This is a genomic window from Desulfuromonas sp. KJ2020 (assembly GCF_024197615.1).
Classification (GTDB): domain Bacteria; phylum Desulfobacterota; class Desulfuromonadia; order Desulfuromonadales; family SZUA-540; genus SZUA-540.
Genome location: NZ_JAKUKE010000001.1, coordinates 1,260,102 through 1,282,740, shown reverse-complemented (window position 1 = coordinate 1,282,740; position 22,639 = coordinate 1,260,102). Strand labels below are relative to the sequence as shown.

At 57.8% G+C, this 22,639-nt stretch carries 18 protein-coding genes; 6 read left to right on the top strand and 12 right to left on the bottom strand.

Features of this window, described 5'->3' with window-relative positions; genetic code table 11:
• Nucleotides 1–9: 9 nt before the first annotated feature.
• Nucleotides 10–1,977 carry a methyl-accepting chemotaxis protein gene (locus tag MJO47_RS05875; RefSeq protein ID WP_253960183.1) on the bottom strand — a complete coding sequence of 656 codons (1,968 nt, stop codon included), beginning with the start codon at nt 1,975–1,977 and terminating at the stop codon, nt 10–12.
• Nucleotides 1,978–2,563: 586 nt separating this feature from the next.
• On the opposite strand from MJO47_RS05875, the gene MJO47_RS05870 reads away from it, so the two are divergent.
• The gene (locus tag MJO47_RS05870; RefSeq protein WP_253960182.1) at nt 2,564–2,881 is read left to right on the top strand and encodes a cytochrome c; all 318 of its coding nucleotides are present in this window, start codon (nt 2,564–2,566) and stop codon (nt 2,879–2,881) included.
• A gap of 68 nt (nt 2,882–2,949) precedes the next feature.
• Here the strand turns inward: MJO47_RS05870 and proC are convergent, their stop codons facing one another.
• Nucleotides 2,950–3,762: a pyrroline-5-carboxylate reductase gene (gene proC, locus MJO47_RS05865; protein ID WP_253960181.1), complete on the bottom strand. Its 813-nt coding sequence runs from the start codon at nt 3,760–3,762 to the stop codon at nt 2,950–2,952.
• A gap of 233 nt (nt 3,763–3,995) precedes the next feature.
• Here proC and speE point away from each other — a divergent pair, with 233 nt between their 5' ends.
• Complete coding sequence (speE, locus tag MJO47_RS05860; RefSeq protein ID WP_253960180.1) at nt 3,996–4,841, top strand: polyamine aminopropyltransferase; 846 nt, start codon at nt 3,996–3,998, stop codon at nt 4,839–4,841.
• Between the two features lie 128 nt (nt 4,842–4,969).
• A complete protein-coding gene (gene speA, locus MJO47_RS05855; RefSeq protein ID WP_253960179.1) occupies nt 4,970–6,883 on the top strand; it encodes a biosynthetic arginine decarboxylase in 1,914 nt (637 codons plus the stop codon).
• Nucleotides 6,884–6,926: 43 nt separating this feature from the next.
• Here speA and MJO47_RS05850 read toward each other — a convergent pair whose 3' ends face one another.
• Nucleotides 6,927–8,549 (bottom strand): sigma 54-interacting transcriptional regulator, encoded by a 1,623-nt coding sequence (locus tag MJO47_RS05850; RefSeq protein WP_253960178.1) that lies wholly within the window; start codon nt 8,547–8,549, stop codon nt 6,927–6,929.
• 331 nt (nt 8,550–8,880) lie between these two features.
• On the opposite strand from MJO47_RS05850, the gene MJO47_RS05845 reads away from it, so the two are divergent.
• Genes MJO47_RS05845 through MJO47_RS05835 form a run of 3 tightly spaced genes read left to right on the top strand, consistent with a single transcriptional unit; the run spans nt 8,881 to nt 13,201 of the window.
• Complete coding sequence (locus MJO47_RS05845) at nt 8,881–10,095, top strand: hypothetical protein (RefSeq protein WP_253960177.1); 1,215 nt, start codon at nt 8,881–8,883, stop codon at nt 10,093–10,095.
• Between the two features lie 15 nt (nt 10,096–10,110).
• Entirely contained in the window at nt 10,111–10,932 is an 822-nt protein-coding gene (locus MJO47_RS05840) for a cytochrome c3 family protein (protein ID WP_253960176.1), read from the top strand.
• A gap of 34 nt (nt 10,933–10,966) precedes the next feature.
• Nucleotides 10,967–13,201, top strand: a complete 2,235-nt coding sequence (locus tag MJO47_RS05835; protein ID WP_253960175.1) for a multiheme c-type cytochrome — start codon at nt 10,967–10,969, stop codon at nt 13,199–13,201.
• Between the two features lie 582 nt (nt 13,202–13,783).
• On the opposite strand, the gene MJO47_RS05830 is transcribed toward MJO47_RS05835, so the two are convergent.
• From MJO47_RS05830 to MJO47_RS05790, 9 genes are all read right to left on the bottom strand, one after another.
• Nucleotides 13,784–16,207, bottom strand: coding sequence for a DUF6701 domain-containing protein (locus MJO47_RS05830; protein ID WP_253960174.1), 2,424 nt, complete (start codon nt 16,205–16,207; stop codon nt 13,784–13,786).
• A 20-nt stretch (nt 16,208–16,227) separates the two neighbouring features.
• The gene (locus MJO47_RS05825) at nt 16,228–16,626 is read right to left on the bottom strand and encodes a pilus assembly protein MshP (RefSeq protein WP_253960173.1); all 399 of its coding nucleotides are present in this window, start codon (nt 16,624–16,626) and stop codon (nt 16,228–16,230) included.
• Complete coding sequence (locus tag MJO47_RS05820; protein ID WP_253960172.1) at nt 16,623–17,435, bottom strand: type II secretion system protein J; 813 nt, start codon at nt 17,433–17,435, stop codon at nt 16,623–16,625. The genes MJO47_RS05825 and MJO47_RS05820 overlap by 4 nt, the downstream gene beginning before the upstream one ends.
• A 23-nt stretch (nt 17,436–17,458) precedes the next feature.
• Nucleotides 17,459–17,917, bottom strand: a complete 459-nt coding sequence (locus MJO47_RS05815; protein ID WP_253960171.1) for a prepilin-type N-terminal cleavage/methylation domain-containing protein — start codon at nt 17,915–17,917, stop codon at nt 17,459–17,461.
• Entirely contained in the window at nt 17,914–18,372 is a 459-nt protein-coding gene (locus MJO47_RS05810; protein WP_253960170.1) for a Tfp pilus assembly protein FimT/FimU, read from the bottom strand. Before MJO47_RS05810 ends, MJO47_RS05815 begins: the two co-directional genes overlap by 4 nt.
• Nucleotides 18,373–18,521: 149 nt before the next feature.
• The gene (locus tag MJO47_RS15520; RefSeq protein WP_155875021.1) at nt 18,522–18,941 is read right to left on the bottom strand and encodes a prepilin-type N-terminal cleavage/methylation domain-containing protein; all 420 of its coding nucleotides are present in this window, start codon (nt 18,939–18,941) and stop codon (nt 18,522–18,524) included.
• A 97-nt stretch (nt 18,942–19,038) separates the two neighbouring features.
• Nucleotides 19,039–19,617 carry a type II secretion system protein gene (locus MJO47_RS05800; protein WP_253960169.1) on the bottom strand — a complete coding sequence of 193 codons (579 nt, stop codon included), beginning with the start codon at nt 19,615–19,617 and terminating at the stop codon, nt 19,039–19,041.
• A 1-nt stretch (nt 19,618) separates the two neighbouring features.
• Nucleotides 19,619–20,842 (bottom strand): type II secretion system F family protein, encoded by a 1,224-nt coding sequence (locus tag MJO47_RS05795; protein WP_253960168.1) that lies wholly within the window; start codon nt 20,840–20,842, stop codon nt 19,619–19,621.
• Nucleotides 20,843–20,890: 48 nt separating this feature from the next.
• Nucleotides 20,891–22,627 carry a GspE/PulE family protein gene (locus tag MJO47_RS05790; RefSeq protein ID WP_253960167.1) on the bottom strand — a complete coding sequence of 579 codons (1,737 nt, stop codon included), beginning with the start codon at nt 22,625–22,627 and terminating at the stop codon, nt 20,891–20,893.
• Nucleotides 22,628–22,639 lie beyond the last annotated feature (12 nt).

The following is a 22,639-nucleotide window of genomic DNA, read 5'->3' as shown; positions in this document are numbered from 1 at the left end:
GTGGGAGCATCAGGCCATTTTGATGTCCAGCTCCGTATCGAATATTTCATCCTCCAGAGCCACCAGATCCTCTTCGATCTCTTCTGCTGGCATCGTCTCCCCTTCGACCGAGGCCTCCCCGGAAAGATCAAAAGACACGCCCTGCTGCAGCAGATCATCTTCCTCACCCGGCAAAATGAATTGAGAAAGAGAACTCAGCAGAGTTTCGGACATGTCATGGAGGCCATCCGAGATACGAGCGGAATCCTTCACCATGGACATGGCCTGCTTGGAGATCACCGAAACTTCCTTCATGGAAAGCACCGCCTCGTTGGTCAGGTGCTGCTGTTTCTGGGACAGGTCAAAGATCTCGGTAACAACCTGCTTGGAGTCACCGATGGCCTTCTGAATTTCAGTGAAGGCATCGCCTGTATCCTGGGCCAGCTTGGTCTGCCCTTCAACTGTGCGGGTTTCTTCTTCCAGCGAAGCGGTGACTTCGCCCGCCTCGGTCTGAATCGCCTTGATGATGCCGGTAATCTGCTTGGTGGCCTCGGCCGACTTGTCGGCCAGGCGCTTGATTTCATCGGAAATAACCAGGAAGCCACGCCCCTGTTCCCCAGCGCGTGCCGCTTCGATAGAAGCGTTCATGGCCAGAATGGTCGTCCGGGTGGCAACCTCGGAGATGAGCTGGGAGATGGTGCCGATTTCCAGCAGCCTTTCGGACAGGGATTTCATCTTTTTGTTGATGACCTGCACGGTGACGCGGATCAGCTGCATCCCCTCAATGTTCTGCATAACCAAGCTGTTACCCTGTTCGGTAACCTGATCCACCAGAGCTGAGGTTTCCTGCGCCAGGGTGGCTTTATTCGAGATCTCCAGCGTCGTGGAAGAGGTTTCGTTAACGAAGTCCGTGGCTTCCTGAACCTGAGACGCCTGCTTTTCAGCGCCGGTTTCCATGGTCCGGAAGATTTCCAGCAGATGCTGGGATTCGCGACCGACCTCTTCCGCCTTCCGGCGCGTATCGGCCATCTGCTCTGCCAGGCTGTCAACCATCAGGTTGTAGGCGTCCGCGATAGAGCCGAAGGCATCGGCGGTAACCGGTGCCTTTACGGTGAGGTCACCGTCAGCCGCTTCGCTGACGACCTCGAGAAAGCCGATAAGGTTGTTCTGTGTCTCTTCCCGCTCGCTTTCGGTAATGATAGAGTCCTGCAGCTTATGCAGAGACTCATTGAACAGTGTGGCCACCTCGGCCAGTTCATCGTGGGTGTCAACCTCAATTTCTTCAAAATTCCCTTCGGAAAGATTGGCAACACCGGCCTTGAACTTTTCAAAGGATGCCGTAATACGTTTGCCGACCACTGAAGCCGCGAAAAGTCCTATCACCACCAGCACCAGGCCGACAACAGGGATCGCCCACATGGAAAGCGACCAGGCACCGGAGGTTTTCCCGCGGGCCACATCCTTGAGAACGGCCTTTTTCATCACGGGCAGCACATTGGAGAACTCGCGCAGGTTCATGGCGAACGCCTTGATGGCCGGGTCAGCCTCTTCCAGGGTGGCGCCCTCGAACAAGGAATCGGCGAGAATATCGAGATTACTGAGCAGGTCGGCCTGAATCGCCTCCAGCTGGGATACGGATCGGCTTATCTCGATATTTCCCTCGGACAGTGTTTTAAGCTGCCCGAGCAGGGACGGAACGGCTTCTACCCGGACGTATAGGGCATCGCTGTACTGTTCCATGGCGTTTTCGTCGCCCCGGGCCGACGCCAGCAGAAAATCCTTTTCACTGCCCCGCATCAGGGCCAACTCCTGGCTCAGCTGGTCAACAATACTGAGCTTCTCAACCTGCTCGTTGGCCACGCTCAACAGGGCCGTATGGGAGCGATAAAAAAAGTAGTAACTGGTAGCAATGGTTGCCAGGGAAACAACGGTGAAAAAAAGGGCGACGCGCAGGAGCTTGCGCCGGATGGTACGGACGTTTTTGGCTGGCTGAGCCATTCTTGAGCCTCCCTGAAAATGAGTATGGCAAAAAGCATTCAGGCTTTTCGTAACGCAATGACCTGTGCACCCGGTCGCGGGCCGTGTTTAAAAACAATTCCTCGGCGGGATATTGACAAATTACTGACAGCAAAGGACTGCTTAGCCTGGACAATAGCAAGGGGAGTGCCAAGTTATTCAACCCGTAACAGTGAATCCCTGTTGAGGCGCCCAGGCAGGACTTAAAGGCTGTCGGTGACAGATTTGTCATATATATTTTTATGGAATTTATCAGGAGGCGGATTTAGACAGAGCTTTCCTCCCTTACATCCTGCTTGTGACACAGTTTGGTCGACACACTAATGTTTCCTCCTTCAGGCCACCTGCACAGCTTTTCGGACAAATCTTCCTGCCGGGCCGCACAACCTCTGGCTATTTGACTGCAAAGCCGGTCTTTTCACGAACAAAGGTCATCTATGCCTGCAATCAAAAGGGTTCCATATATGTCTATTTTTATTGGCACGCAAAATGCTGAGCATATCCATAAAAGCAGTCAACATCTGCTCATAAACTTTATCTAACCATATCCCAACCCAGGAGGAACATTATGAAAAGACTGTCTGTTCTCGTCACCCTTTTGGTCGCCTTTTCTCTGGCGGCTCCCTCGGCCCATGCCGGTAACTGGAGAAAAGGCAAGGCGCTGTTCAAGGACAACTGCATGAGCTGTCATGACAATAATAGTGATTCCGTGAAAGTGTCTCCCGGCGACAAAACCAAGGCACAGTGGAACCGCTTCTTTGACCGCGACAAGCATGCAGCCAAGCCCGAAGTTTTCAACAAGCTCTCCAAGAAGGATCTGGAAAACCTGAAAGACTATCTGGACAAATACTCTCTCGACTCAGCCAAGCCGGGAACCTGCGGTTAATCCTATCCCACCGGATCCTTTGACGAGGAAGGGGCCGATCTTTCGATCGGCCCCTTCCTCGTTCCGCTCTATTTTTTGCCCAATTCCTGTGAGCGCTGGGCGGCCGCCGCAACCGCATCCATGACGACCGACCGCAGCCCGCCCTTCTCAAGAGCGGCCATACCGGCGATGGTCGTGCCTCCCGGGGAGCAGACCCGGTCTCGCAACACGGCTGGATGGTCGGCACTCTCCTGCACCAACTGGGCGGCGCCCTGAACGGTCTGCACCGCCAGGGCGTGGGCCACATCGCGGTTCAAGCCCTGCTGCACACCGCCGGCAGTCAGGGCCTCGATAAACGTGAAGACGAAGGCCGGCCCCGAACCGGACAGGCCCGTCACCGCATCCATCTGTCCTTCACTGACCCACTGCACGATACCCACCGACTCAAACAACCGACCGGCCAGAGATCGATCCTGCGCCGTGGCATGGCGGCCGGCACACAAGGCGGAAGCCCCAAACCCGACCAGGGCGGGTGTATTGGGCATGGCTCGGATCACCCGAGGACTGTGGTCGAGCCCCTGTTCAAGCGAGGTCGTGGAGATGCCGGCCAGGATGCTGACGAGAAGTTTATCCTGCGCAAAGACGGGACGGATTTCGTCCAGAACCGCACCAACGACCTGCGGCTTCACAGCCAGCACGATCAGCTCGCATTGTTCCACCAGGGTGCGATTGTCTTCGGCCACCTGGACCTGGTAACGCTCCTGGATCAGACGGCAGCGGTTGGGGTCGGGCTCGGAGATAACTATCCCGGCTGCGGGAAAACCACCGTTCAGCAATCCCTTGATAAACGCCTCGGCCATATTGCCGGCCCCGACAAATCCAATCCTTTCCAAACCGACCATTTTTGTATGTCCTTTCGGGATGTTTGGGAATAAACGGTAGTAAATCGGAAATCCCCGGCAATGTCAATTGAGCCGCCTTAAAAACTGCAAAAAATGATGAGCCATGCACAAAAGGGGCTAGGCAAAGGGGAAGATTTGCCATATTCTGTGCGGCTGTTAAATTTAATAGCTGATTCAATTCTCACCTGAAGAGGCCGGAAGGCTGCTTCTTTCGTCTTGAAAGGATGGAACTTATGGACCTGTGGTACACGGAAAAACACTCGGAAAACGTCGGCATCACCATGAAGGCCACCAAAACCCTCTTCTCCGGCAAGAGCGAATTTCAGCAGCTGGACATCATCGAAACCCTGGAATACGGCAAGATGATGCTCCTGGACGGCCTGGTCATGGTGACCGAGCGCGATGAATTCGTCTATCACGACATGATCACCCACCCCGCCCTCTTCACCCACCCGAACCCGAAAAAGGTTTTGGTTATCGGCGGCGGCGACGGCGGCACCATCCGGGAAATCATGAAACACCAGGGAGTCGAGCAGGCGGTATTGTGCGAAATTGACGGTCTGGTTATCGACAAGTCCATCGAACTGCTGCCCTCCATGGCCTGCGAGATCGACGGCAGCAACCCCCGCGTCAAGCTGCACGTGGATGACGGCCTGGCCTATATCCGCGACCACCAGAATGAATTCGACGTGATCATGGTCGACTCCACCGATCCTATCGGCCCGGCCGTCGGTCTCTTTGAAGAGGACTTCTACCGCCTGGTCTTCGGCGCCCTCAAAGAGGACGGCATCATGGTGGCCCAGAGCGAGTCCCCCTTCTACCACGCCGAGATTCAGAAGAACATGTATGCCAACCTGCGCAACGTCTTCCCAATCGTGGAGATGTACCAGGCCTTCATTCCCACCTATCCCAGCGGCTTCTGGAGCTTCGCCTTCGCCAGCAAGAAGTACCACCCGGTGCAGGATTTCAACCGCGAGCGCGCCGCCAAGCGCGGCTTCTATACCAAGTACTACAACGAAGACCTGCACCTCGGCGCCTTCATGCTGCCGACCTTCGCCCGCGAGAACATCGCCCCTTAGACCGGGCACATAGGTCAAAGCAATAGTGGCCGGGCCGCGGCGGCGATACCATCGCCGCGGCTTTCGCCTTTGGGCTGAGCAGACCGATTGTTATTTCAGGGGATTCCATTTTCCGGGAGCAGCCGACGATGAACCGAAAACTTGCGCAGAACTGGACTCTTGAGGCTTCCGCCGCCCTCTATGGCATCCGCGAATGGGGAGCTGGCCACTTCGATCTCAACGAGCAGGGGAATGTGGTGGTCAACGCCCGCTTCCAGGACAAAAAGGTCGCGGTCCCCCTCATGGATATTGTCGCCGGTATCGAAGAGCGCGGCCACGCCATGCCCGTGCTGCTGCGCATCGAAAACCTGCTCGACGCCCGCATCGCCTTCCTCAACGAGACCTTTCGCGCCGCCATTGGCCGGGCCGGCTACCGGGGCGAGTACCGGGGGGTCTTCCCCGTCAAGGTCAACCAGCAGTGTCAGGTGATCGAAGAGATCGTCCGCTTCGGTGCGCCCTACGGCCACGGCCTGGAGGCCGGGAGCAAGGCGGAGCTGGTACTGGCGCTGGCATCCCTGCGCGAGGGGGGGCTGCTGATCCTTAACGGCTACAAGGATCGCGAGTTTATCGACCTCGGTCTCTGGGCCGACAAGCTGGGCTACCGCTGCATTTTCGTCATCGAATCCCCCTCCGAGCTTCCCCTGCTCATCGAGCGCAGCAAGGCCTTGGGAATCCGTCCCCTCATCGGCGCCCGGGTGAAGGTTTCCGCCAAGGTCGGCGGCCTGTGGACGGAGACCAGCGGCGACCGCAGCAGCTTCGGACTGAGCACCGCCCAGCTCCTCTCCGTCGTCGACACCCTCCGCCAGGAACAGATGCTCGACTGTCTGCAGCTGCTGCACTGCCATCTCGGCTCGCAGATCCCGCACCTGGCCGACATCCGCGCCGGCGTACTGGAGGCCTGCCGCTACTACAGCGATCTCGTTCGAGAAGGGGCGGCCATGGGCTATCTCGACCTCGGCGGCGGCCTGGCCGTCGACTACAGTGGCGTCCGCTCCGGTCATGTCCATTCTCGCGACTACACCCTCGATGACTACTGCGACACCCTCGTCGGCACCATCGGCGCGACCCTGGACGCGGAAGGCATCCCCCATCCGCATATCGTCACCGAATCGGGTCGGGCCACGGTGGCCTACGCCTCCATGCTCCTTTTCAACATCCTCGACGTCATGCATTTCGAGGCCGTCGCCCTGCCTGACGCCCTGCCGGCCGGGGCCCACCCTTTGCTGCACCAGCTCTTCGCCCTGCGTGACGAGAACAGGACAGCGGACCCGGTCAACCGCTACAACGAGGCGCTCTCCTGTCGCGACCGCATCCGGGAGCTTTACAAGGATGGCCAGATCGGCCTGCGGGATCGCTCTCTGGGCGAGAATATCTTCCTGGCCATCGCTCAGAATATTCTCCAGCATATCATCGAGGCCGGCAAAACGCCCCTGGGTCTGGAGGGGCTGCGTGAAAGTCTGGCCGATATCTACTACGGCAACTTCAGCGTCTTTCAATCCCTGCCAGACACCTGGGCCATCGGCCAGCTCTTCCCCATCATCCCCCTGCACCATCATCTGGAGGCGCCCCGTCGCGAGGCCATTATCTCGGACCTCACCTGCGACTGCGACGGCAAGCTCGATGCCTTCATCGTCGCTGGCGGCGAAAGCCGCATTCTCCCCGTCCATCCGCTGAAAAAAGAGGAGGAATACTACCTCGGCGTCTTCCTCATGGGGGCCTATCAGGAAACCCTCGGCGACCTGCACAACCTCTTCGGGGACACCCACGTGGTGAGTGTGCGACTCAATGAGGACGGCAGTTTCGACGTGATGAAAGAGATTCCCGGCGACAGCATCGGCGATGTACTCAGTTATGTGGAATACAATCCGCAGCTCCTGTTTGAGCAGCTGCGCGGCACCGCCGAGGCCGCGGTGCGGCAGGGGCGGCTGACGGTAGCAGAGCGGCAGTTGTTGCTGGAGGAGTTTCGGGGGAGTTTGGCGGGGTATACGTATTATGAGAGATAGGCTGATGGGGGTGTTGTAAGAGGCACCCCCCCACTGCAAAAAGCTAACCGGAAACTACGGAGGTCGAATTCCGTTTGACCTTCCCATCGACCACAATCCCGAGCTTTTTCATCCGACTACGAAGAGTGCTGGCATTCGTTCCTAACAATTCTGCCGCACCGTTCGGGCCATGGACTTTCCCTCCCGTCATTTTTAGCACACGCTTAATATGTTGACCCACGACCTCTTCCAAATTGGTGGTTTCAGGTAGTGGGTCATATTTTTTTCCCTCCTCTTGCGAAAGCTTGGCCAGACACGGGAACAAGCAGCGCCCCATCTCCCCTAACCGATCGGATGAACAGTTGGAATGCTCCGACAAATTAAAGTGATCTCGGGAAAGAATCCGTCCTTTATTCTGAATCAAAGCTCTTTCCACCACGTTTTCCATTTCTCTTACATTCCCCGGCCAAGGGTATTTCGTTAAACAATCCATAGCACCAGGGGCTATTTCAGGCGGGATACGAAATCCCAACTCCTTTGATTTAACTTCGACAAGATATTCAAGTAGAGCAGGAATATCCCCGCGGCGATGTCTCACGGGAGGGATAACGATAGGATACGCATTCAGTCTGAACCAGAGATCCTCCCGAAAAAGATTTTCGGAAACCATCTTCTGCAAATCACGGTGGGTGGCGGCAATAACGCGGATATCCACAGGGATCGCCGTCGTCCCTCCGACCCGCTCAATCTCCTTGTTCTGCAGGACTCGTAAAAGGCGAACCTGAGCCTGTAGAGGGAGTTCACCAATCTCATCCAAAAAGATGGTTCCTCCGTGGGCTCGCTCGAATCGACCTGGCTTTTGACTCACGGCCCCGCTGAAGGCACCCTTCTCGTGACCAAAAAGCTCGCTGTCGATCAACGACTCCGGAATGGCGCCGCAGTTCACCTTGATAAAAGGACCGTCTTTGCGGGGAGACGAGCGGTGGATCGCGTTAGCGATGACTTCCTTCCCGGTCCCCGTTTCCCCCAGCAGCAAGACGGTGGTGGTGAGACCCGCCACCTGCTTCGCCATCCTCATGACCCTTGCCAGACTGGTGTTCTCTCCAATGATGTCACTCCGGACCTGGGTCTTCAGCTCATTTTTCAGAAAGTGATTATCCAGATCGAGCTGATTTTTAAGATCAAGCAATTTCTTGTGCCTCATGGCATTGGCTGTAGCGATGGCGAAAGGCTCACGGACAGACGTGATGAGCTCAACATGCTCTTTAGTGAACCGGTTCTTGCCTCTGGATCGTAAAGCGAGCAGCCCGAGGTCGTGTTCCTCAATCCTCAGCGGCAGAATGATCTCGGAAAATCCCTTGTTTTTCACATAGGGCTCGAACGCGCGCGCAAAGGCATCAAGTTCGGTGTCGTCGATAAGCTTGGTATTTCCGCGAACCGCCTGCAGATATCCTGAATAAATATGAGGCGGGAGGGGAACGGCCTCCGTGGCCGAGGGGGAAAAGTCCGTGGCGGCATGGGCCAGAAGGTGCCACCGCTGCGTATCCTGATCCGCAAGGGAAACCAGGACCTCATCCAGGGGGAAAAATTTCTGCATGTACGTCAGGCATCGCTGCAGGGATTGCCGGATATCGAGACTGCTGCAGATCAACAACGTTACTTCTTTAAAAAAGTCATTTCTATACATTAAATACCCCCAATTATTAGAACTTCAAACAATCACACCCCAGGGTTGCGAGATATCGCAGATTATCATTAATCGCGAAATATCACAAATATTTTTGCGACATTTCGCGACACCCTCAATCCTAGACGCACAACCTACTGTAAATACAGCCCTTATCTGTTTGGCACGTTTCACGCTAAAAATCACAAATTTAATCCGGAAGATTCTCATGCCAAAGGATCTTCTGTCAACCAAGCACAGAGAAAGGAGTGATCACGAAAGAACAGTAATGGAAGGTGCTGTAAATACATGCATTCACGTGACTGGGAACACATACACCCAAGGAGGCGACATGAAAATTTGGCAGCGACTAACGGTCTGTACAGCACTACTGCTGCTGGCACTGGGGCCGGCGTGCAACGTGCTGGCAGCCTCGATCTCGGGACGCTCAAGCACCGAGATCGAATGGTACGATGATGCCGAAGGCGACACCGCCATGCCGGCCTATCAGTACCTGATGCTCAACGTCAGGGACATTGACGGAGACGGACTCGACTTCCGTGGTTACGGCCGCTTGGCCGATGACTTCAAGGACGAAGTGGATATCGAGAGCCGTCTTTATTACGCCTATTTCGAAAAGAAGGACCTGATCGAAGGTCTGAATCTGAAGTTCGGTCGGCAGTTCATCTCCACCACAGCCGGGGCCTCGATGATGGATGGTCTCTATCTCGACTACGACAACCTCGGCCCCCTCAAGTTGGCTCTGTTCGGCGGTGGTGATGTCGCCTATTACAGCGGCTACAGCGCCGACGACCTCATGTTCGGCGGCGAGCTCAGCGGCCGCTTCTTCGACAGCCTCGACCTGGGTCTGTCCTACGTGCAGAAGTGGGATAACGGCGATCTGGCCAAAGAGCTCTTCGGGCTCGATGTCGACTACGATTTCCGCAACGTGCTCAACCTCTACAGTGAAGTCCAGTTCGACTACCTGTCCAACAGCGTCTCCTACTTCCTGGGTGGCGCCAAATACCGTCCCAACGACAAATGGGGCCTGCGGGCTGAATATCTCTACTCCCTCCCGGTATTCTCCGCCACCTCCATTTATTCCGTCTTTGCCGTCAACGAGTACGAAGAAGTCATGGCCGAACTGACCTACCGCATCGCCGTGGGTCTGCACACATTTGCCCGTTACACCCGGGAGATCTACCCCGAGTTTGCGGACGCCGACGTCTTCGAAGCCGGTATCGAGAAAATCCGTACCCGCAACTTCTCCGGTTATCTGACCGGCGTCGTGCGTGAAGACGGCGACGGCCAGGATCTCATGGGCTTCAAAGCCCGCGCCGCCTATCTGTTCAATTCGTACGTTCAGGCTGGTGTTGGTTTGGAGGTCGATGTGCTGGACCGCCGCATTGATGACGAAGATGACGAAACCACCAGCTCCCGCTATTGGGCTGACGTGACCGGCTACATCACCAAGAAGATCAACGTGCAGGCCAAGATCGAGCGGGTTGAGAGTGATCTGTGGGACTACTACAACCGTGGCCGCGTTCGCCTCAACATTCTCTTTTAGTAAAGGAGTGACGATATGATCCGCTGTTTAATCGCCGTTATGGCCGTCACCTTTGCGTGGGCGCTACCGGCATTGGCGGTCGATTTCGACCACGCCGAGCATCTGACCACCATCGAAGGGACGGATTGCGCCACCTGCCACGTGGAGGGGGCGCAGAGCATCGTTCCCGAGACCACGGCCTGTCTGCAGTGTCACGATCAGGATTTCGTTGACACCGTCAAGATGCCGGGCCTCAAAACCCACGGACCCGTCTGGGCCCTTAACCACCGCCCCTTTGCCAAGGGCAACACCTATGACTGCGCCGCCTGCCACCAGCAGAGCTACTGCATGGACTGCCACACTGCGGGTTTCGCCGATGAAATGGGTGATTTTGGCAACAACATGATCAACGTTCATCGCAGCGATTTTCACGTAACCCACCCCATCGCCGCTCGCACCGACCAACAGCTGTGCTCCAGTTGCCACGAGCCCAACTACTGCTCCGACTGCCACAACCAGTTCGCTCCGGCCGATCTCGCCCTCGACTCCCATCGTCGCGGCTGGACCGACGGTACTCTGGATGGCATGCACGCCAACTACACTGAAGAGCAGTGCATCACCTGCCACACCAGTGATTCCGTTATCCCCAGCACCACGGGATGGTCCCATTCTCACGCCCGTGAGGCCCGTAAAAATCTGGCCACCTGCCAGGCCTGCCACCCGCAAGGGGATATCTGTCTCAAGTGCCACAGCGCCACCAGCGGTCTGCGGGTGAATCCTCATCCTGCGGACTGGAGCGATATCGATGGGCGCCTCAAGCGGGCCAGTGACGGCAAGACCTGTCGGAAATGCCACTAACGGCATGACCTTAAACTCTCAGGAGGTAAAAAGTATGCGAAGAAGATTTATGTCTCTCGTTCCATTTGCAGCGGCCGCTCTTATGTGTGTGCTGTTGCATGGTTGCGGCAGCAACCGTGATTCAAGCGGGGCTGTCACGACGACCGATTCTCTTGGCACCGATGCCGTAGGGATCAGTTATGCAGGCGCTGCAACCTGTATTGACTGCCACGAAGGAAAAAGCTGGAGTGCCGTAGCGGTCGCAGGTTATCTGGCTGGCGCACACGTGATCCACAGCGACCACATCGACCAAGAAACGGCTCAAGCTGAGGGATGTGCTCAGTGTCACGACCCTATCGCCGATGGCCGCATGCTCGAAGCCTGGCTTGAGGCGAACGCCATTCCGGCTGGCGGCCTGGCGGCCGTTACCTGCGAAGCCTGCCATGGGGCAGGCGGCGAGCATTATGGAGTGGGCCCGATACCCAACCCTCTGCCCGGCTCCGATACCTGCGGGAAGTGTCATAACGATGCTCTGCCGGACTCGCACCTTCCTCACCACCCTGACGCGGATTCCATTTATGAGAGGTACGCCGCTTCGGCTCACGCAGGTTCTGCTGGACCCGGCCGCTCCGAATACTCCACCGACGAATCGAAACTCAATGGCCACATGGAAGACCATCTGCCGTTTGGCCATTCATGCGTCAAGTGCCATACCCATGAAGGTGCCATACAGTACCTGGAGGTCGACGCTGGTGCGGCGATTGCTGCTATTGATGATGGTTCCGGCAAAATTTACACATCCATGCAATGCAAAACCTGCCATGACCCACACGAAGCCGGTAAATTGCTGGAGCCTGCGGTTCACGAAGAGCACCCGGTCTATAAGGACGACGGCGTAACGCTGGATTACCTGGAGGTGACCACCATCTCCTCCTCGGAATACAACACCTGCGCCAACTGCCATGATCAAGAGGCCTTTCACCTCACCAAAAACGTTGCCTGGTCAATGCTCGAGACTCATGGTGACGATCCAGCCACCATGGATATTGAAGGCTACGTGATTGACGAAACAGCTGAAAACGCTTGCAGCGCCTGTCACGATGTCCACAGCGCTGATATCACGATTAATCAGCAGTGGGCCAAATCGGGCCACGCTGCTGAGATCGCCTTGGTTAAAGAAGAGCTGGGTCCCGATGCGGTCATCTCTCTTGATGACGAGCATGAGCGTCATTCCGTGCTGGCCTTCACCGAAATCAATAATGCCTTTGCAGAAGGTCGCGAAACTTGTCAGCGTTGCCACACCACCACCGGCGCCAAAAACTACATGAGCGATCCGGCGAACTATGATCCCGCAAACAATGACTTCTCGCATCTCGACCCTGTCTATGACGAAAACACCGGAGAACTTCTCTCCAATAAAGTCGAAATGCTCTACTGCGGCGCCTGCCACACTAGCGCAACCACGGGAGATTTGGCCGTCAGCGGAACCGACATTATCCTGGACTACACATACGGCGGTGAAGAGGTCATCCTCAAGGGTGTTAACGAGTCTAAGGTGTGCCTGACCTGTCACGGTGGCTGGGGCAACAATGACAGCCTTGTCGCGATGGATGACGCAGCGCGTGATTTTCATGGCGTGCTGCACCATGGCCCAGCCGGAGCCGTCCTCTTTGCTGGGGAGACCCACGCCGGCTATGAGTTCGCCGGCCAGGCCTATAACAGCACCCCGCACGACATCATTGGCACCACTGATGCTAACGGCAACGAAGTCGTTCCCGGAACCGGCACTGCAGGACCCTGTGTTGCCTGCCATATGCCCGGCAAGAACCACTCCAACGCCGTGGTCGATGCTGAAAGCATGACCATCAACAGCGCAGTGGTCTGCAACAGCTGTCACTCGTCGATGACGGCAGAAAGTCTCGAAGCCGCCAACGATGGCCGGAAGCAGACGGCCAGTTACATCATGGAAGTCGTCAAAAACGTTCTAATCGACCTCAACTATCCTGAGGCGGATTTAGGCGGCCTCAAACCTGTGTTAGTGGCCACTGCTAATCCGGCTTATCTCTCTCTTGACCAATTCCGGGCAGCCATGAACTGGTGGGTCGTTTACGATGACTTCGGTGGGCACGCACATAACCCCACCTACGTTAAACAGATCGCTTTTGACACGATCGATTATTTGGAAAATGGAACCTTTACCGGCAGCATTACCATAGACCCGATCGCTTGGTCGGATACTGTCAATTGGCTTGATGGCAATCCGACTACCGGAGTGACAACTCGCCCCTAACGAACCATCCAAAAAACTTCAACCGCCGGGTTTCGCTCGGCGGTTGAAGTTTTCAAGGGGAAATCATCTTTTCGCTTCGCCTTCGTTTTATTTTCACCACTAATAACCGCCCCTCTCCCATGACCCGGCAAGGGCGCCCGCAAGGCGGGACACCGATCCTGGTCTGGATAGGCATCAACACAGAAACCTCAAGGAAGATAGTTTATTATGGATCAATATTGTGCGTGGTGCGGCACTTCTCTCGACAGAGATCCCGTCAAGGCGCTTTTTAAAACGGCACACCGGAGATGGCGTCTCATATTTCAAATCTTACTCAAGGGGGTTTCTAGCGAGGAAAGGGATAGTCACGGGATCTGTTTGAAATGTTTAAAGAAAAACGACCCTGAAATGTATCATCTCTACATAAACACATATGGCGCCACGTTAAGCGCACATCCTGCCGATTGCGTCACGAGAAAAATTACTGGCCGGTTTTTTTACCCATTAATCAGGCTGGCGGGAAAAAGTGGACTCCTACCTGAGAGTCGATAAGGCTCCAGAAGGTGTCCATGGAACGAATCGCGAGGTACTTTATCATTTCAATCAACGCACCCGCTCCCCCCAGTAAATCATCCGAGAATTCCCCTTATAAATCCCGAAACTGGCTCGCGCTGACGGATCATCGTCATGGGAGCCGTCACCATCCCAGTCGTATTGAAGCCAGAAATCGACGGGCAGGCGGACATCGACGCTGCCGTCATTGCCCGTTCCCGGCGCGCTGAGTTGCAGCGGGCTCAGGGGGTTTTCGGTGCCGCCGAGCAGGCTGCCAGCGCCACTGGCAGTCGTCTCCCCTGTCTGCAGGTTGGCGGAATAATTGGACAGGGTGGCCAAGGTGCCATCATAGGGGGTACAACTGTCCTCCAGATTGCCGACGAAGGTACTGCCGTCAAAATATTCGGCCCGCAGGGGCAGATTCAGGGGGATAAGTTCGGAGCCGTAGGCGTTCTGCAGCGTCAGCCGCCCGAAACGCATCTCCTGGTAGCCATCGGTAAAGGCGATACCGTTGCCGGCGCTGGCCTCGCCGAAAGCGGCAGGATTGCCGGCGTAGGCGATGCCGTCTTCGTCGACAACATCGATCTCCAGCCGGATTTCCGCTGCAAAAGGGGCCGTCGGCGTCGTGCGGACAAAGCCCAGCCCGCCGCCAGCATCGAAAGTGAGGGTGCCGGTGCCGTCGCCCTGGTCGAGGATGACCGGGTCGGTGGCGGGAAGCAGCGACTCATCGAGCGTGCCGTTTTCGGCCAGATAGCGCTTGCCGGCAAGACTGACGTCGGACAGCTTCCACCAGGCGCCGGTATAGTTGCGCGTAACGGCGGCGCCGGCATTGCGGGCGATGACCTGAAGCGAGGGCGCGGTCGCGTAGATAAAGGGTTGCCCGAGATAAGTGAAGAGTCCACAACCCGAGTCGAACTGGGGCGTGTTGGGCACGACATCGAAATGGTGAGGCGTGAAGCGTCCCACCGTGGCGCTAGTGCCGGTGAGGCTGCCGGCGCCCAGATAGTCGGCCACATCGGCCTGCAGAGTCAACGTGCCCACCTCACTGTAGCTGAGCGGGGCTGTGGCGGCACCGCCACTAAAATCGGCCGCTGACAGAGACCCACCGCTTAAAATCCCCGGCGCCGGCGCAAAGGGTGCCACGGCCGACAGGGTCGTGGCTGCCGCGAAGTTGGGCGTCAGGCTGCCATCCGCACAGACTCCTCTCACTTCTGCCTGAAAGGGCAGCCCGGCCGCCAGCTTTGGCTCACCGGTCGAGCCGCTGTTATCCAGAGCCGTCACACCGTCGATGGTGGCCTGAATATCCAACCGGTAGGGTTTTACCGTGAAGGTATCGTTGCCCACCATCACCAGCCCGACCTCTTCGCCGCTGCCTTCGTAGCGGGCGTCGAGCCGCAATTGACCGGCGTCAGCATAGGCAACATGGAAGGAGCTGCGGGCGTTGCCGTCAAAACTCAGCGTCAGCGGAGTTCCCGGCGAAGCGGTGGCAATAGCGGTGCCGTTGACCTGCAGAGAGCGGCTACCGGAAGCAGGCGTCACATAGCTGGACCAGAAAGAGACCGCCTTGCTTTGCCCGGCGAAACTGCCATCGCCCACGCAGGCCTGGGGATCGGCCGGATCGGCCTTGACAGCAGCGATGGTCACCTCGGCAGAATCCTGGCAGGACGTCTGCGCCGGCATCTCAAAGAGAAAACCGCTGTCAGCAAAAAGGAGATCGCAGCTGGCCGCCACGCCACCCACAGTGCACTGCACCGGGCCAGCGGCCGGCACATCCGAAGCGGTCACATCCAAAGTCACCGTACCTGCAGTGTTGTGCCGTAGCTGAAAAACGGTCGGCGCGCCACCGGCGATGGTCTGCGTGATGCCACCGACCCAGCCGGTTGGCGACAGGGTGACGCTGACGGGGTCGGGATAGAGGGTGCCGCAGTCCGCGGTTTGACAAGCCCGTATCGTCACATCGGCCCGCTGGCAGGTCAGGGCGGTGCCGGGATGGTCGATGCGGAAGTGATCCAGGGCCGGCAGGGTTCCCTCTCGCAGGCGCACTCTGACAAATCCACCTTGCTCGATGTCTGAGCACCAGTTCAGCCACCCACAGAAGAGCGCTTCCAGTCCAGTCATGCCAGCAAAAGAATAGGTGGCGTCCAGGTTTGGATTACCGGGGGGTTTGGTCGGATAGGTATAGGTGGTCGACGCGGGTTCGCCGCAGGGTGAATCCCGGTTTATGTAGGCCAGGGTTGTACCATTACCGAAATCCCACACATGTCGGAACCAGGTATCGTTATTTCCGCATCCTGTGGCTGTTGCTTCAAAAACCACCGGGATCCCCACCGTGATATCTACCGGTGGATTGTGAGTGGCCCCATCCGCTGTTACCGTTATGGCGCCCAGCGCTGACGATACCAGGAAAAAAGCACTGATCATCATTGAAATGCCCAGGAGTGGAACACCCAGGCGACAGACGTTCTTAAGGATCATCACTCTCCCCCAGGCTTTCATTACGGCCCCGTCACCCGAGCCTCGATCCGCCGCGACACATACTCCGACGAGCCGTAGCTACCCATCTCGGCCAGAGCGCTGAGCTCATAGACGTTGTAGGTCGTCGTTCCCTCGCTGACCGGCATCGCCGTGCAGGTCACGGTGACAGCAAAAGCTTCCACGACAAAGGCAGAGCTCGCCGCACAGGCACCGGCAGCACCCTGGGCGATACCCCATTCGATGCCGGCCTGAGCTGCCTGGTAGGCCCGCGCTCCCTGCAGGGCCAGCACCGGGGTGCGCGACTGCACGCCGCTCATGGTCACCATGAAAGCGCCCAGAGCCGCCAGCACCACGAGGATGAAGAGGGCGTTGACCAGAGTATACCCTTGTTGATTGCGGTGGCGCGTTATCATGCTCATGGCGAATTCAGGACATGCACCTGGTGCAGCAGGGTCACTCGCTCTGCCGAGGGCGCATCCTCCAGGGTCAGGGTCAGGGTCACCAGGCCCGCCCGCTGGCTGCTGCCCGGTCGATAGGTAAAGTTACAGCTCTGCACCTGGCGCGTCACCAGGTCACCGCTCCCCAAAGTCGGGCTGGGGGCGATGGCGTAGCCGGCATGGCGGGTCAGGGTGCCGGCGGCGGGATCGCACACATAACTCACCGGCCCATCAACGACAAAAAAGCGTTGATAGGGTGATGAGCGCGGGAAAGAGGCGGCGGGCACTTTGGGAATAAACTGGATCAGACTGGCACTGCTGGCGGCGCTGTCGATGGCGAAACGATTGTCGGCCGGCGCCTGATAGGCATTGCCGGTGGTGGCGCTGTCGGACAGGTTGTAGATAACCAGCTCGCTGCCGGCCGGCGGCGGGGCAACCAGGCCGCCAAGCACGTCGAAAGAGCTATCGGTGACGTCACTGAAATCGAGAATATTACCCGGACCCTGCACGCGGTAGCGACCGCCATCGCTGGTGTGCAAAAGCTCGAGGGAGAGTCCGCCCGCCCCAATGCGCACGCTGTTGGGCAAGGCCTGGCGGATGTCGCGCTGCATGCGGCGCAGGGCGTTGTCGGCGGCGTCAACCAGCTCGGCCCGCCGGGAGAGGGCCACGTAGCCCTCGATCGGCTTGGTGATGAAGGCCACGCTCATGGCGCCGAGAATCCCCACGAGCACAATCACCGTGACCAGTTCCACCAGGGTGAAGCCCTGTTCGCCTTGCCGACGGATTGTCATGGCTGCCTTCATTTCTTCCATCGTTAATAATTGGCCCGATAGCCGGCCAGGGTCAGACTGCCGCCGCCGGGCACACTCACCGTCACCTGCGCCCGCAGCATGGCCACGCCGTTGACTGTCGCCGGCTGCACACGGACGTTCACCGTGTAGTTCCCGAGTCCGGCGATGGCGGCGCCGCTCTGGTCGCGGGCACCGTTCTCGGCCAGACCGTCGTAATCATCGACATCATCGTAGAGGGCGCGGCTGCCTTCGCCATCGACCCCATCGGGATCGGCGTAGGGCTTCAGCAGAATTTCTTCCAGATAAGCCTCGGCGATGGCCACCGCCTGCCGTTGCAGCAAAGGATCGGCGCTGCGGGCCGTGGTGTAGTTCATGACCAGCAATACGCCGCCAAGAGCGATGGAAATCACCACCATGGCGATAACCAGCTCAACCAGGGTAACACCGCGGCAATTACCGTATGAATGACCAAAAAGCCTCATGGCACGTCCACGTAGCCTGTTTCGCCAATGATGTGGAAGGTCTTGCCGCCGACACTCAGGCTGTTGAAATTGGTTGGGTTCCTTGCGGCATTGGCCGCCTGCCCCAGGGGTGTAAAAATGATGGTCGCCGCCGACAGACTCACGCCGGCGGGAGGGGCGGCAGCAAAAGCCCCGGCCTTGCTGGGATGAGGAACGGCGAGAGTGAAGACGCTGCTGGTGTCGCAACTGCTGCGCTGCCGCAGACTGTAGCCCGCCGAGCCCAAGGTCACCTGCACGTCACAGCCGCTGCCCACCGCCAGCTTCTGGGCATAGCGCACCGCTGAAACGGTTTCATCGAAGAAACCGCGCTGCTGAAAAACGCGCAGATCAAAGAAGCGAGGGGCAGCAAGGGCGGAGATAGTGCCAAGGATGACGATTATGACAATCAGCTCAACCAGTGTAAAGCCCGCAGGCATGTGACTCGAAACTTTATTAAAAAATACACTTTTAGGCATGATGTCCGGAGGGTTTCAAAAAACAGAAGCGGGGCCGTAACCGACTCCGCTTCTGTTCAGGGATTAATCATCCCAATATCCAACAAAACTGGATACCACGGTCATATCTTTTACCAACTCTTTGTCAGTGTTGCGGGTGTAGTTGCTGTTTCATCAGCATTGACAGTGATCGTATATGTAACAGTGTTTAATGTTGCTGTAAGTGTATCACCAGAGGCGCTCCATCCTGTCGGCAATTCATCAATTCCATTTGCAAGACAAACACCTGCATCACCGGTGGTCACAAGCAAACCAGTCGAACAGTGGGTTGCATCATAACAAGGCATTTGGTTGGGGTCCTTCCCGACAAGCTTTGCTGCATGATTAAACGCGACAGCGGTCTGAGCTGCCGCATATACACCATTAGCTTGAGCTTCATTCGCTTCGGTTTTAAGATCAAGATACTTAGGCACCGCTACGGCTGCCAGAATACCCAGGATAACAATGACCACCACCAGTTCGATCAGCGTAAAACCTTTTTGATTACCCATTGTCAAACTCCTCCTTGTTCCTTTGTTAGTGTAGTAAACCGTCTTTTACTTTTTAGCAATTTCAATACCACGTTTATCCTGTCGATCTGTTTTTGTATCAGTCCTCCTTTGCCTGTCGTTTTTTCAACCATTGGTAAGGTTCGAGCGCGGCCAGGCGCAGGCCCTCCAGCGCATCGATTTTCGGTTCGAAGCGGCCGGAACCGTTGTGGTCGGCGTAGACCAGGTCGATCTGGAAGCGCACCCGATTCGGCCCGGCCAGCGCGCTCTGAAAGTAGTCCGTGTTCTTCACCCGGTAGACCAGATAATTGCCCGCCGTCTCGAAGTACCACTGCCCACCTTCGATGGCGGCGGGGTCGGCGTTCTGAAACTCGCCAAGATAGTTCTGCGGCTGCTCGGTCAGGAAATTCATAGGGTTTGTTTCGGCCAGCTCGCCAATGCCTTCAACTTCGCCCCGGACGATTTTTTTCGCCACCTGCATGGCCACAGCGCTGCGCAGGATGCCAATATTCTGCTCCATGGTGGCCCGCTCAACATCGACCAGCAGGTCGAAATATTTGTTCAGGCCGACGGTAAAGAGAATGGCGACAATTCCCACCACCACGACTAGCTCCAGCAGAGTGAAGCCCCCCTGCCCCAATCGTGTCGGTTTTTTGACTTCCCTTTCCGCGCCCTTCATCTCAACGCGCCACCTGTGACAGGTTCCACATGGGCAGAAAAACGCCGAGGGCCAGCACCAGGACCATGCCGCCGATAAAGACGATGAGGATCGGCTCGATGGCGCTGGTGATGTTTTTGAGGTCGTAATCGACTTCGCGTTCGTAAAACTCGGCCACCTCCAGCAGCATCTGGTCGACAGCGCCGGTCTCCTCGCCCACAGCGAGCATCTGCAGCACCAGAGGGGTGAACATCTCGGTGGCGCGAGCGCTACGGGTGAGGGTGTCGCCGCGTTCGATGCTGTGGCGCATCTGTTCCAGCCGTTCGCCGACATAGACGTTGTCCACCGCCCGCGCCGTAAAACTCAGGGCCTGCACCAGGGGGACACCGGCGGCAAAGCCCATGGAAAAGGCGCGGGCGAAGCGAGTCAGGGTGGCCCGCTGGATGATGCTCCCCACCACAGGTAGCCGCAGCTTGGCCCGATCCCACAAGTAACGTCCCCGCTCGGTTTTGAGCCACTGGCGCACACCGAAGAAGATCGCCACCAGCGCCAGCAGAATATACGGCCAGTAGGTGACGGAAAAGCGCGACAGGCCGAGGATGATCTTGGTCGGCAGCGGGAGTTCGGCGCCGAACCCCTTGAACACCTTTTCGAAAGTCGGAATGACGAAAAGGCTGAGAATGGCGATGGCGATGCTGATGGCCACCACCACAAAGGTGGGGTAGCGCATGGCCTGCTTGACCCGGTCGATGGTGTCCTTTTCGAGAGTCAAATAATTGGCTACCTGCAGAAAGGTCTCATCAAGACGGCCGGTGCTCTCCCCCACCTGCACCATGCTGGTCAGCAGCAGCGGAAAGACTTTGGGATGCCGGGCCAGGGCGCCGGAGAGATCGCGTCCCGCTTCGAGATCGTCGCAGACAGCTTTAAGAGTCCGCCCCATCTGCGGCTTTCTGGCTGTCTCCACCAGCCCCTTGAGAGCGCGGATGATCGGCACACCGGCCTTGGTCAGGGTGTACATCTGCCGGCAGAAGAGGATGAGGTCGTCGAGCTCCACCCCGCCGTTGCGCCGGAGTTTTTCCCGAACCAAGGCGCCCAGGTCAATTTCCCGGGCAGCCTCCCGGATAGCGACGGGGGTCATGGCGCCTTCGAGCAACTGGGAGGCCACGGCCTCGGCCGACGGTGCTTCGACCGTCCCCTCAACCAGCTTTCCCTGCGCGTTGCGCGCCTTGTAATGAAAGTTCGCCATCGTCTATCCGTTAAAAATCCAGAATCCTTTGCAGACCTTGCCTAACCGTCAATTCGCCGCGACCTGTTCATCGGCCGTCTCAAACTCATCCACCTGCCCGGCGATGCGCAGCACCTCGTCCAGGCTGGTAGTACCTTCGGCGGCGTATTTCAAGGCACAGAGTGCCAAAGGCTGAAAACCCTTCTGCTGGCGGGCCACATTGGCAAAGGCGGCATTGTCGTTGCGGCGCAGCGCATCGGCCAGGGCATGGTCGATCTCCAGCAATTCAAAAATACCGATGCGGCCCTGATAGCCGGTATTGTGACAGTTGGGGCAGCCGGTGCCTTTCTTGAATTTCAGCTCCGCCCCTTTCGAACCCACTGTCGCCCGAAGCCAGCTGGCCTGGCGGGGATCCGGCTCGGCCTCGACGGTGCAGCTGTCACACAGGCGCCGCACCAGGCGCTGGGCGAGGACAGCATTGAGGGCGCTGGCCACGACGTAGCCTTCCGCCTCCATGTCAAGCAGGCGCAGAGCCGTGCTCACCGCATCGTTGGTGTGCAGGGTGGAAAGCACCATATGGCCGGTCATGGCCGCCCGCAGGCCGATTTCAGCGGTTTCCGGGTCGCGCATCTCGCCGACCATGATGACGTCGGGGTCCTGGCGCAGACCGGCCCGCAGCACGCTGGCGAAGCTGAGGCCGATACGGGGATGAACCTGTACCTGGTTGATGCGCGGCAGCCGATATTCCACCGGATCTTCAACGGTAATGATCTTCTTCTCCGCCTGGTTCAGCTCGTTGAGGGCGGCGTACAGGGTCGTGGTTTTGCCGCTGCCGGTGGGGCCGGTGACCAGCACCATGCCGTGAGGCCGGGTCACCAGAGCGCGGAAACGCCGCAGGAGATGGTTGGGCATCCCCACCTGGTCGAGACTGAGAATACCACCGGACTGATCAAGCAGGCGCATGACCACCGACTCACCATACTGCAGGGGCATGGTGGAAAGACGCACATCGATACTGCGCCCGCGCACCTTGATGTTAAAACGGCCGTCCTGGGGGAGGCGTCGCTCGGAGATATCCAGGCCGCTCATGAGCTTGAGACGGGAAACGAGGGCAGCGGCGATGCGCTTCTCCTTCATCACCTGCTCCTGCAGCACCCCATCGATGCGCTGGCGGATGCGCAGCACCTTTTCGTCCGGCTCGATGTGAATGTCCGACGCGCCCACCTGCACGGCATCCTCGAAGAGGGTGCGCAGCAGGCGGACGACAGGGGCATCTTCCAGCTGGCTGTCCGGCAGGAGATCGGCCAGGTTGACATCCCCCAGGGAGAGCTCTTCGCCCAGTTCTTCGGCGATGTTGACGATCTCATCCGTGCGGCGATAGACGCTGTCGATGGTGCGCAGCAGATCGGTCTCACGCACAACGGCCAGCTTGACGGGACGTTTGAGAATTTTAACCAGTTCGTCGTAAGCGAAGATATCGGTAGGGTCGGCCATCCCCACCAGCAGGTGATCAGGAGCCTCGGAAAGGATGATGGCCCGATAACGCCGGGAGAAGGTCTCGGGCAGCAGTCGCACGATCTCGGCCTTGTACTGATAGAGCTTGAGATCGACATAGGGGATGCGCAGCTGCTCGCCGAGAAACTCGAGAAAACGCTGGGAGCTGACGTAGCCCAGCTCAATCAGGGTGTTGCCGAGCTTTGTCCCCGTCTTTTTCTGGGTGGCCAGGGCCGTTTCCAGCTGCTTCTCACTGATGATGCCGTTCTGCACCAGCAGATCACCGATGCGGATTTTTTGGCGGATGCTCATCGTCTAACCTCA